Below are 12,081 nucleotides of genomic sequence, written 5' to 3'. Positions count from 1 at the left end.
TTTTCGTCAAGCCTCCAAGGACGGATTCACGGCGTCTTGCGCTGGCGGCACAACGCGCAGGCTCACGCCAATTACACGCCAGCCAGCGTAGGCAATGCGCAGCACTATCGAAGCCGCAAGCTCAACGTCCGGCGGTTTTGACTTGGCTTTTGGACAGCAAACTCAAAACAACACAAATGCCCGACTGGCCAGCGGACTGAGCCGCTGGCGCAAGTGTCGAAAACAGGGATGTTTTCGTCAAGCCTCCAGGGACGGATTCACGGCGTCTTGCGCCAGTGGCTCTGTACGCCGGCCTATCAGCACAAACCGCCAGCGGCTCGAACAACATCGCCTACCAGGTATCCACAAAAGGCCGGGTCCCACGCTGCCGCGACTCGGGCGGCGCCGAACTCAGCCCGCGCAACAACCAATCGCGCGTTTCCAGCGGATCAATCACCGCATCGATCTCAAGGAAGCTCGCCATGCTGATGCCCTTGCCGCGTGTATAGAGCTCGCTAACCAGCTTATCGAACAAGGCCTGACGATCCTGCTCATCGTCTACCGCCGCCAACTCCTTGGCGTAACCGAGCCGCACGGCACCTTCCAGACCCATCGCACCGAACTCGCTGCTCGGCCAACCAATGGTAAACATCGGTGCATGAAAGCTGCCGGCCGCCATTGCCTGCGCACCGAGCCCGTAACCCTTGCGCAGCACGATGGTAAAGAAGGGCACCGTCAGGCTCGCAGCCGTCACAAACATGCGCGAAACATGCCGCACCGTGGCCTGTTGCTCAGACTCCGGCCCGACCATGAAACCGGGCGTATCGCACAGGGATACCAGCGGCAGTCCGTGCGCCTGACACAGCTGCATGAAGCGCGCGGCCTTGTCACCTGCAACCGCGTCAATCGCTCCGCCAAGATGCATAGGGTTGTTCGCCATCAAGCCAAAGGCCTTGCCGTCGATACGAAGCAGTGCCGTGATCAGGCCCGGCGCAAACTGGCGGCGCAGCTCCAGCACCGATCCGTCATCGGCCAGCGTCTCGATTACCTCACGGATATCGTAGGCGCGAAGACGGTTCTCCGGAATCAGGTGCCGCAACCGGCGTTGATCAGTGCAGTCTCCACTTGGCAGATCACCCTGGAAATAGGACAGATACTGTTTGGCGACCCGAGTCGCTTCCGCCTCATCCTTGACCAGCACATCAATCACCCCGTTGGGTGCCTGAATACCGGTTGGCCCGACTTGCTCCGGCGTGAAACGCCCGAGCCCGCCGCCTTCGATCATCGCCGGACCGGCCATCCCGATGCTGGCATTCTCGGTCGCAATGATCACATCGCAACACCCGAGCAGTGCCGCATTGCCGGCGAAACAGCGTCCGGAGACTACGCCCACCAAAGGAACCTGCCCGCTCAGCCGCGCCATACGCATGAAGGTTGTACAATCCAGCCCGGCCACACCCACCTTGTCGATATCACCCGGCCGTCCGCCGCCGCCCTCGGTGAAAAATACCAGTGGAAGGCGCCACTGCTCAGCCAGTTCGAGCATGCGGTCAGTCTTCTTGTGATTCATTACGCCCTGGGTGCCGGCAAAGACCGTGTAGTCGTAACTCATGGCCATGCAGCGCGCTGTCTCGTTACCAAACAGCTCCGCGTTTACCGTACCGATGCCGGCGATCAGGCCGTCAGCAGGGCTCATCTTCAACAGTTCTTCATGACTGCGTCGCGTGCGTTGCGCAGCGAGAGCGAAGCCGCCGTATTCCATGAAGCTGCCTTCGTCGAGCAACTCAGCAAGATTCTCGCGGGCAGTACGCTGGCCAGTCTTGCGGCGTTTGGCTACGGCGTCGGGTCGCTGTTCATCGGTGAGCTGCCCGCGGCGCTGCAGCACCTCGTCGAGATCAGCCCGTATGTGCGCCAGATCCAGTTGTTCTTCGCTCTGGAGGGCGTTGTTCTGGATGTCCGCTGGCTCAATGAACAGCAGCGGACTGGATTCAAACAAATTGTCGCCGGGGGCTGCCGCCCGTCCACGGACTATGCCGCTCTGAGTCGCCTTGACCTCGAACTCCATCTTCATGGCTTCGATAATCGCGACCTGCTGTCCGGCGGTCACAGCGTCGCCGGTGTTGACGTCAAGGCTGACGAGAACGCCCTGTACCGGAGCATCCAATGAAACGCATCCGTGCGGCACGGCGGTGGTGCGGCTGGCCGGAGCGTTTTGCTCGGCAGCGTGCTGTTCGAAGTAGAACTGTGGATGCGCTTCGCGGGTGGGTTGCAGCAATTCAGATGCATGGGCTTCGATAAAACCGGTGCTGACCTGATAATCCACCAACCCGGGATGCCGTAGCAGGTTTTGCAGAAACGGTTGGTTGCTGGGTGCGCCTTCCAGTCGGAACTCGCACAGGGTGCGATAGGCCCTGCGCAGCACGGCCGGGAAATCAGCCGGCGCATGCACGATCAGTTTTGCCAACAGCGAATCAAAACCGGGATGGCTCGTATAGCCGGTATAACCGCACCCATCGACACGCACACCGGGCCCGCTGGGTGGGTCATAAGCGGTTAACGTACCGCCGGCGGGACGCGCGCTGCCATCGCTCTGCATGCTTTCCAGATTGATGCGCAGCTGTATGGCATAGCCTCGCGGCGCAGGTATTTGAGGCTGTTGTATGTCCAGTTCCGACAAACTCGCCCCCGCAGCGAGCTGAATTTGCAGCTGGGCCAGATCAATGCCCGTCACCGCTTCCGTAACGGTGTGCTCGACCTGAATCCGCGGGTTGGCTTCCATGAAGATGAAATCGCCGGTGTCCTGATCGAGCAGAAACTCCACTGTGCACAGGCCGCGGTAGCCGACTGCCGCGGTGAGCTTCAGCGCAGCATCGAGCAGGCGCTGGCGCAGCTCAGGATCAAGATTGGGCGCGGGAGCGATTTCGAGGAGTTTCTGGTTGCGCCGCTGCAAGGTGCAATCGCGTTCCCAGAGATGCGCCACTGCCGAGCCGTCGCCGACAATCTGGACTTCAATGTGGCGGGCCCGGAGGATCAGTCTCTCGATATACAGGTCGGGATTGCCAAAAGCTGCCTCGGCTTCAGAGCTGCAGCGGGCGAAGGCTGCTTCCAGTCCGGGCGCATTCCGGACAGCGCGCATGCCACGGCCGCCCCCGCCAGCCAGCGCTTTCAGCATGACGGGTATGCCAGCACCCAGCGATGCCATGAAGGCGCGGGCTTCGTCCAGACTGGTCGGTTTGTTGGTGCCTTGAGCCAGAGGGATATCGTGTTCGGCGGCGAGTCGGCGGGCGCTGGCCTTGTCGCCAAACACGTCGAGTACCTTGGCATCGGGGCCGATAAAGGTTAACCCGGCGGCAGTGCATTGCCTGGCGAAGTCGGCGTTCTCGCTGAGGAAACCGTAACCCGGGTGAACCGCGTCGCAGCCCTGTTCCAGGGCGATGGCAATCAGCTGAGCGCTGTCCAGGTAGGCGGTAACGCCGCGTCCGCGCAAGGGGACGGCAATATCTGCCTTGCGTACGTGAAGCGACAGGGAATCGTCTTCAGAAAATACCGCAACGCTGCGGATTTCGAGTTCGGCGGCGGCGCGGGCCAAACGCACCGCAATTTCGCCACGGTTGGCGATCAGCATGCTCTTGAAAGGCTTCATATTCGTCCTCGGCGGGTGGCCAGGCGATCGAACCGCTCGGAGGAACCCTGAGCGGTTTCAAGCGATTACAGGTTCGCTGCGTTGAATAACGAACCTGAAGCCGGGCGCGGCCCCTTTGTTATTGTCAGGCAGCTCGCAGCTTAGAGTCAGAGACCCGTAAAAAGCAGCGACCGTTTCTGCCTCGAATATGCTGACAGTGCTCCAGCTTATAGCGCGTCAGAATAGCTCAAGCGGGGTGACAGCGCCGTCGTCGCGGTAGCCGTTGTCGTCCAGTTCGCCAAAGGAGGGCGGGGCGTCCTCTTCCTTGAATATTTCCAGAATGCTGTCGTTACTGCCGGGCCGCGCGCTGCGGCCGGTGTTCGGATCGATGCGCATGGTGAGCAGGCCATCAGGCATCGGCTGGCTGTTCTCTGGTTCGCCATCCAGCGCAGCATCCATGAACCTCATCCATATCGGCAACGCCGTGGTACCGCCATACTCGCGTCGACCAAGCGGCGCTGGCTGGTCGAAGCCAACCCAGACGGTGGCGACCAGATCGGCGTTATAGCCCGAGAACCAGCCATCCTTCTGGTCGTTGGTGGTGCCTGTTTTGCCTGCCAGGTCGCTGCGCTCCAGCGCCTTTGCTCTCACTGCCGTTCCGCGGTTGATCACGTCCTTGAGCATGCTGGTCAGCTGGTAGGTGGTGCGGGGGTCTATGACCTGTTCGGCCAGTAATACCTGTTTAGCTTCGTCCGGGTCAGCATTGCTCCGATAACTGTCGATGGCATCATGTCGCTCTGCGAGGCGCTGCGGCGTCATCGCAGGCTGGGCAATGTGTATGGTTTCGCGATGGCGGTCCTGAATCTCCTGGATCAGATAGGGTTTAACCGCGTAGCCACCATTGGCTATGACGGTGTAGCCCTGCGCTATTTGTAGCGGCGTTAACTCCGGCGTACCAAGGGAGGCAGAAAGGTTGCGCGGCAGCTCCTCGCGGGCAAATCCGAAACGTTCCATGTAGGTCAAAGCGTTATCGACGCCAAGATCCTGCATCAGCCTGACAGACACCAGGTTACGCGAACGGTACAGCGCTTCCCGGAGCCGGATCGGACCCAGAAAATCGCCCCCTGAATTGCGCGGCCGCCAATCGGTATCCATGTATTGATCAGAGAAAACAATAGGTGCGTCATTGACCATGCTGGCTGGGGTATAGCCGTGATCGAGCGCAGCACTATATAGAAAGGGTTTGAAGCTGGAGCCCGGTTGGCGGCGTGCCTGGGTGGCGCGGTTATATTTGCTCTGAGCGAAGGAAAAACCGCCGGTCAGAGCTTTCAGGCTGCCGTCCTGTGGGTCCAGCGCGACCAGTGCGCTTTGCGCCTGTGGGATCTGTGCCAGGCGGTATTGGCCCTCGGTATCGGTCGTGCGAACCCGGATGATATCGCCGGCTGCGAGTACATCGCTGGGTTGCTTGGGCACCGGCCCCAGACTGTTGATATTCAGGTAGGGCCGCGCCCAGCGCATGTCGTCCCATTCGATGCGGCCCTGATCACCGTTGCGAAATTGGATCCGGGCATGCTCAGGCGCGACCTCGGTGACCAGCGCAGGCGCCAGGCCGCCAATGTCTGAGTATTTTGCCAGCAAAGCAGGCCACTGTTGAGGATCGACGTCCGAATGGCGAGCTACTGGTCCACGATAGCCGTGACGCCTGTCGTATTCCTGAAGGCCGTCGCGGAGCGCCTGGTCGGCGAGCTCCTGCAACTGGCTGTCAATCGTGGTGAAAACATGAAACCCGTCGGTATACGCAGCATCACCGTAGCGCTGGATCATCTCGAGACGGGCCATTTCAGCAACGTACGGGGCATCCAGTTCGGGGTTAGCGCCGTGGTTCTTCGCATTGTTAGGCGTCGCGAGCGCTTTCTCATAAGCAGCCTGGTCGATATACCCAAGACCCAGCATGCGTTGGAGAATCCAGTTGCGGCGGGCAAGCGCGCGCTCTGGATCGGCGATTGGGTTGTAACGAGACGGCGCCTTGGGCAAGCCGGCAATCATTGCCATATCCGCCAAGGGTAGCTCGGCGATGGGTTTGCCATAATAAATGTGGGCGGCGGCTTCGATACCGTAGGCACGGTTACCCAGATAGATCTTGTTGACGTATAGCTCGAAAATCTCTTCCTTGCTCAGGCTTCGCTCGATCTGCAACGCCAGAAAGATTTCGTTGAGTTTGCGTGAGAATACCCGCTCGCTCGACAGGAAGTAGTTTTTTGCCACCTGCATGGTAATGGTGCTACCGCCCGTCTGAATCTCACCCGTGCGGGCAAGTTCTCCAGCGGCGCGCAGCAGGCCGGCCGGGTCAACCCCGTGATGGTTGAGGAAGTTATCGTCCTCGGCGGCCAGCATGGCCAGTATAAAGTTCTGTGGGATCTGGTCGAAACTGATTGGGAATCGACGCATTTCTCCAAATTCAGCAATCAATTTGTGATCTGTGCTATATATCCGCAACGGCGTTTGCAATTGAACGTCACGAAGTGTTTCAACATCCGGCAAAGCGGGGCTAAGATAAAGTGCCATGCCGGTTATGCCCAGGAGGGGGGCGCTCACCAAGGCAAGCAAAGACCAGAAAACGATTTTTATGAAGCGCATAGGGATAGGAAGGTGTTCCCTGATTTATGAAAAGGTTAGCGGTTAGCTTGGTGAGATGCGGTTAGCAGCGTGCATTATAAGCGTTTTGTTTCGAATTTAGCCATTTGCGCTTGTGTGTTCTCTGCTATTTAATGTAGGAAAACATAAACCGTCCGTAAGTGGCGGATGCTGATAGGGAATTGGCTGTGCTAGGGCTCATAAAAAAGAAATCGAATACGCTTCTGGGTATCGATATCAGCTCCACGACTGTGAAGCTGCTAGAACTCAGTCGCTCCGGGAACCGCTATAAGGTCGAGGCCTACGCGGTCGAACCTCTCCCACCGAGCGCGGTGGTCGAGAAAAACATTGTCGAGCTCGAAGGCGTCGGCCAGGCCCTGGAAAAAGTCCTGGCGCGATCCCGTACCTCGGTGAAACAGGCAGCCGTCGCCGTAGCGGGCTCAGCGGTGATCACCAAGATCATCGAAATGGATGCCGGTTTCGATGATGATGAGCTTGAAGAACAGATCAAGCTTGAGGCTGACCAATATATCCCTTATCCCCTGGACGAAGTTGCGATCGATTTCGAAGTCCAGGGAATTTCCCCCCGAAATCCTGAGCGAGTCGAAGTATTGCTGGCGGCCTGCCGCCGGGAAAATGTCGACATTCGTGAAGCGGCTCTCGCATTGGCTGGCATCGACGTCAAAGTCGTTGAAGTTGAAGCCTACGCCATGGAGCGCGCCTGTAGCCTGGTTACCGACCAGTTGGACAGCGGCCAGCATGATCTGACCATTGCCGTCGTGGATATCGGCGCGACGATGATGACGCTCAGTGTGCTTAGCCAGGGCCGGACTATCTACACCCGCGAGCAGTTATTCGGGGGCAAGCAGTTGACTGAAGAGATTCAGCGTCGCTACGGTCTTTCGCAGGAAGAGGCAGGGTTGGCCAAGAAGCAGGGCGGTCTACCGGACGATTATGAAACAGAGGTGCTGGGGCCTTTCAAGGATGCTGTGGTCCAGCAAGTGTCGCGCTCGCTGCAGTTTTTCTTCGCGGGCAATCAGTACAACGACGTCGACTACATCCTCCTTGCAGGTGGCACATCGTCGATTCCCGGGCTCGATCAATTGATCCAGCAGAAGCTCGGGACCACGACGCTGGTGGCCAACCCCTTTGCAAACATGACCCTTTCCAACAAGGTAAATGCGGTTGCGCTCAGTAATGACGCGCCGGCATTGATGATTGCCTGCGGTCTGGCAATGAGGAGTTTCGACTAATGGCGCGCATCAATCTACTGCCTTGGCGCGAGCAGCTCAGGGAAGAGCGGAAGAAGGAATTTCTGACCATTCTGGCTCTGATTCTGGTCTTTACCGGCGCTCTGGTGTTCCTGGCCGATCGGCATCTGAACGGCAAAATCGATCATCAGAACGCCCGTAACGAGTTCATTTCCAAAGAGATTCGGGTGCTCGAAACCCGTATCAAGGAGATCGAAGAGCTACAATCTCGCCGTACCCAGCTGCTGGACCGGATGAAAATCATCCAGGACCTTCAGGGCAACCGCCCCATCATCGTTCGCGTATTCGATGAAATGGCGCGTACCTTGCCTGACGGCGTGTATTTCACATCAGTCGACATGAAAGAGTCGACCATCAATATCAAGGGCGGTGCCGAATCCAATAGCCGGGTTTCCAACCTGATGCGCCAGATGGACGCCTCGGAATGGCTGACCTCACCAAACCTGACAGCCGTGCGTGCGGTGACTCAGGGGGCTCTGGATCAGGCCAACGTTTTTGAACTGTCAGTGCGTCAGACGGAACCACAGACGCGTGCCGCTGAGGGAGAACAGCAGCCATGACTTTCGCTCAATCCATGGAAAGTTTGAAAAAGATCGACGTTAACGATCTTGATTTCAACAATATAGGAGCCTGGCCGGGCGCACTGAAGGTGATCGTAGCAGTATTGGTCTTCGTGATCCTGGCGTTCCTCGGCTACCACTTTCACCTTAAGGATCTGCAGGCCAGCCTGCAGAGCAGCCAGGCCAAGGAGGAGAGCTTGCGCAAGGAGTTTGCCGACAAGTCGTTCCGTGCGGCGAATCTGGATGCGTACAAGGAGCAATTGGCAGAAATCGAGGAGCGTTTCGGTACGCTGCTCAAACAGTTGCCGAGTGACACCGAAGTACCCGGGTTGCTTGAAGATATCACTCAGATGGGCCTGAACAGCGGGCTGGAGTTCGAGTCGATTACCTTGCAACCTGAAGCCGCCAAGCAGTTCTATGCCGAGTTGCCAATCAGCATCCAGGTTCAAGGCAACTACCATGACATCGGCACCTTCGTCAGTAGCGTGGCAGGGTTGCCACGCATCGTAACGCTGCACGATTTCACCATTGCGCCCGTCAGCGAGGGTAACCCGGATCTGCTCAAGATGAGCATTCTGGCCAAGACCTATCGCTACAACGAAGCAGGAGCGCAATGATGAGCATGCACAAGCGTTTGGCCGGGCTCGCCATTGTGGCATCGGCCGTATTGACCGGCTGTGGCGGCGATGACTTCAATGATTTGCAGGTTTTCATGGAAGAAACCAGGGCCCGTCCGGCCGGCACTATCGAGCCGCTGCCACGTTTCAGTCCTTATGAAGCCTTCGTCTACAGCGCGACGTCGTTGCGCAGCCCCTTTCAGCCGCCTATCCGGATTGACCTGACCCAGCGTCAGCGCGGTTCGCAGGACATCAAGCCGGACGAAGACAGAACTCGGCAGTTTCTCGAAGGCTTCAATATCGAAGGGTTCGAAATGGTCGGCACACTTAGTAATCAGGGCGGTATGCAGGCGCTTATACAAGGCGCCGGTAGCGTGCACCGGGTGAAGATTGGCGACTACTTGGGCCGTAACCACGGCCGTATCGTCAGCATCGAGGAAGGTCGTCTCGATGTGGTCGAGATAGTGCCTGACGGCGAAGGGGGATGGTTGGAGCGTCCGCGTACCCTCAGCTTGCCTGAGCGCGGTTAGGACAACCAGGGAGAGATAATCATGAACTGCAAACAGTCACGCGTGGAACGCAACCAAATGCCTCTAACCAGGAAGTTATCGCTTGCAGCAGCCCTGGCGCTGTTGAACCCGTTGGCCATCGCGGCCGACCTTCAGACACTGGACGTCGCCTCGCTGCCGGGTGAACGCGTCGAACTCAAACTCAGTTTTGACGAACCCGTTGCCGCACCGAAAGGCTATACCATTGAGCAGCCTGCCCGTATCGCTCTGGATTTGCCTGGCGTGAAGAACAAGCTGGGCGAGCGCAGCCGCGATCTCGGCCTCGGAAATGCGCGTAGCGTGACCGTGGTTGAAGCCGGTGACCGGACTCGCCTGATCATCAATCTTACCGATCTTGCGCCTTACGCCACACGGGTCGAAGGCAACAATCTGTTTGTCATGGTCGGCGCCGATCAGGCGCCGGGCTATAACGCTCCGGCGAAAGCTGCGGCGCCCAGCGCCTCGACAACCGCCAGTTGGCGTGCTGCCGACGAACCGGCCGTGGCAGCAAAATCACCAGCGGCCGCTTCGGGCAAAGCCATTCGTGGGCTGGATTTCCAGCGCGGTGAACAGGGCGAGGGTAACGTTATCGTCGACTTGTCCGATCCGTCCGTACGAGTCGACGTGCAGGAACAGGGCGGCCGTGTACGGTTGACCTTCCCTGGCACGCGTCTGCCTGATGAGCTGCGCGTACGGTTGGACGTCAAGGATTTCGCAACGCCGGTCAATTTCGTCAACGCCAGCACTAGCGGTAACGATACAACCATCAATATCGAGCCGAACGGATTCTACGAGCATCTGGTATACCAGACCGATAACCGTCTGATCGTCAGCTTCAAACCATTGAGCAAGACCGAGGTTGAACAGCGCCGTGCTGCAGATTTCGCTTACACAGGTGAAAAGCTGTCGCTTAATTTCCAGGACATCGAAGTGCGTTCGGTGCTGCAGTTGATTGCAGATTTCACTGACATGAACCTGGTCGCCAGTGACACCGTCTCAGGCAGCATCACCTTGCGATTGCAGAATGTGCCTTGGGACCAGGCGCTTGATCTGGTGCTGAAAACCAAGGGGCTGGACAAGCGTAAAGTAGGTAATGTCCTACTGGTTGCGCCCGCCGACGAGATCGCTGCACGCGAACGCCAGGAGCTGGAATCCCAGCGGCAGATCGCCGAGCTGGCTCCGCTGCGTCGCGAGCTGATCCAGGTTAACTACGCCAACGCAGCAGACATTGCTAACCTGTTCGCGTCGGTAACCGCAGGCGAGGGCGAACAGCGCGGCTCGATTACAGTCGATGACCGCACCAATAGCATCATTGCTCTGGAAACCCAGGACAAGCTGGATGAGCTACGCCGCATCGTTACCCAGCTGGATATTCCGGTTCGCCAGGTCATGATCGAGGCGCGCATCGTTGAAGCCAACGTGGGTTTCGACAAGGCGCTTGGCGTGCGCTGGGGTGGCAATCTGCGGATGGGTAATCGTTTCGATCTGTTCGGCAAGGACGGCCAGACCGGTGTGGTCGAAGACCCTAACGCGCGTGGCCAGCTGGGTGATGAGGATTATATTCCTTCACGCAACACCGGTGGCTTCATCGGCATCCCTGAGCGTCCTTTCAATACACCGTTCGTAGATATGGGTGTACTGGGTGCGACCTCAGGTGTCGGCATCGGGTTTATCACCAACAACGCCGTGCTTGATCTGCAACTGTCGGCAATGGAAAGCACCGGTAACGGGGAGATCATTTCTCAGCCCAAGGTCGTGACGTCCGATAAGGAAACCGCGAAAATCCTCAAGGGTTCGGAGATTCCATACCAGGAAGCCAGCTCCAGCGGTGCAACCACAACCGCCTTTGCCGAAGCCGTACTGTCGCTGGAAGTGACTCCGCAGATCACGCCGGATAACCAGGTGATCATGGAAGTGATTGTGACCAAGGACGAGCCGGACTTTACCAACGAAGTGAACGGGGTGCCGACTATTCGCAAGAATGAAGTCAATGCGAAAATTCTGGTAGCCGATGGAGAAACCATCGTTATCGGTGGGGTGTTCTCCAGTGAAACTTCAAAAGGTCAGCAGAAGGTTCCGTTCCTGGGCGACCTGCCAATCTTGGGCAGGGCGTTCCGTCGTGATATAACGTCGGAAAGCAAGACCGAGCTGCTGGTGTTCCTCACGCCACGCATCATTAATAGTGGAGCTATTTCCCTTGCCAAGTAATGCGTAACGTTTTTCTGATAGGCCCGATGGGTGCTGGTAAGAGCACCATCGGGCGTCTGCTCGCCAAGGAAATCGGATACCCCTTCAAGGATTCTGACCGGGAGATAGAAGCGCGTACAGGCGCCGATATCCCCTGGATTTTTGACGTTGAAGGGGAGGAAGGTTTTCGTGAGCGTGAGCAGGCGATGATCGCTGAACTGGTCAAGGAAGACGGGATCGTTCTGGCCACTGGCGGTGGTGTGGTTATGCGCGAAGCCAACCGTCAGGCGCTCGGTGCCAACGGTCTGGTGGTCTACCTGAGAACCAGCGTGGAACAGCAGCTGCAACGCACTGCAAAAGATCGGCAGCGTCCGCTGCTCCAAACTCCTGATCCGGAAAAGGTTCTGCGCGACCTGATGGCCAGGCGTGACCCGCTCTATAGCGAGATCGCTGATCTGACTATCGATACGGACCAGCGCGGCCCCAAGATTGTGGTCAATACAATCTTGAGCGCACTTAAGGCTTAAATCGCGTTTGCGTTGAGCAATACGACCTGGCAGCCCGGATTCCCGGGCTGTCTGCCGTTCGATCGAACTAAAAAACCAGCAATACCGGCCTGCGCACCCCGTGCGTCTGAGGTATGCTTGCGTGGACTTAAGGGAG

The 12,081-nt window shown here is 58.1% G+C and carries 8 protein-coding genes; 6 read left to right on the top strand and 2 right to left on the bottom strand.

Annotated elements, in window-relative coordinates; translation table 11 throughout:
- Window positions 1-331 precede the first annotated feature (331 nt).
- Together HG264_RS11300 and HG264_RS11295 are read right to left on the bottom strand one after the other, a co-directional pair.
- Complete coding sequence (locus tag HG264_RS11300; protein ID WP_169407747.1) at window positions 332-3,622, bottom strand: carboxyl transferase domain-containing protein; 3,291 nt, start codon at window positions 3,620-3,622, stop codon at window positions 332-334.
- Window positions 3,623-3,838: 216 nt separating this feature from the next.
- Window positions 3,839-6,238: a penicillin-binding protein 1A gene (locus HG264_RS11295; RefSeq protein ID WP_169407746.1), complete on the bottom strand. Its 2,400-nt coding sequence runs from the start codon at window positions 6,236-6,238 to the stop codon at window positions 3,839-3,841.
- 185 nt (window positions 6,239-6,423) lie between these two features.
- Between HG264_RS11295 and HG264_RS11290 the strand changes: the two genes are divergently transcribed.
- The 6 genes from HG264_RS11290 to aroK are packed head-to-tail and all read left to right on the top strand — an operon-like array spanning window position 6,424 to window position 11,945.
- Window positions 6,424-7,488 carry a pilus assembly protein PilM gene (locus tag HG264_RS11290; protein ID WP_169407745.1) on the top strand — a complete coding sequence of 355 codons (1,065 nt, stop codon included), beginning with the start codon at window positions 6,424-6,426 and terminating at the stop codon, window positions 7,486-7,488.
- Window positions 7,488-8,066, top strand: a complete 579-nt coding sequence (locus HG264_RS11285; RefSeq protein ID WP_169407744.1) for a PilN domain-containing protein — start codon at window positions 7,488-7,490, stop codon at window positions 8,064-8,066. Before HG264_RS11290 ends, HG264_RS11285 begins: the two co-directional genes overlap by 1 nt.
- The gene (locus tag HG264_RS11280; protein WP_169407743.1) at window positions 8,063-8,683 is read left to right on the top strand and encodes a type 4a pilus biogenesis protein PilO; all 621 of its coding nucleotides are present in this window, start codon (window positions 8,063-8,065) and stop codon (window positions 8,681-8,683) included. The genes HG264_RS11285 and HG264_RS11280 overlap by 4 nt, the downstream gene beginning before the upstream one ends.
- A 5-nt stretch (window positions 8,684-8,688) precedes the next feature.
- The gene (locus HG264_RS11275) at window positions 8,689-9,213 is read left to right on the top strand and encodes a pilus assembly protein PilP (protein ID WP_169409107.1); all 525 of its coding nucleotides are present in this window, start codon (window positions 8,689-8,691) and stop codon (window positions 9,211-9,213) included.
- A gap of 57 nt (window positions 9,214-9,270) precedes the next feature.
- The gene (pilQ, locus tag HG264_RS11270; RefSeq protein WP_169409106.1) at window positions 9,271-11,439 is read left to right on the top strand and encodes a type IV pilus secretin PilQ; all 2,169 of its coding nucleotides are present in this window, start codon (window positions 9,271-9,273) and stop codon (window positions 11,437-11,439) included.
- Window positions 11,439-11,945 carry a shikimate kinase AroK gene (aroK, locus tag HG264_RS11265; RefSeq protein ID WP_169407742.1) on the top strand — a complete coding sequence of 169 codons (507 nt, stop codon included), beginning with the start codon at window positions 11,439-11,441 and terminating at the stop codon, window positions 11,943-11,945. Before pilQ ends, aroK begins: the two co-directional genes overlap by 1 nt.
- Window positions 11,946-12,081 lie beyond the last annotated feature (136 nt).

It is taken from the genome of Pseudomonas sp. gcc21, assembly GCF_012844345.1.
GTDB lineage: Bacteria > Pseudomonadota > Gammaproteobacteria > Pseudomonadales > Pseudomonadaceae > Halopseudomonas.
Note: the sequence above shows the minus strand (reverse complement) of the source record. Positions and strands in the feature narration are given on the sequence as shown.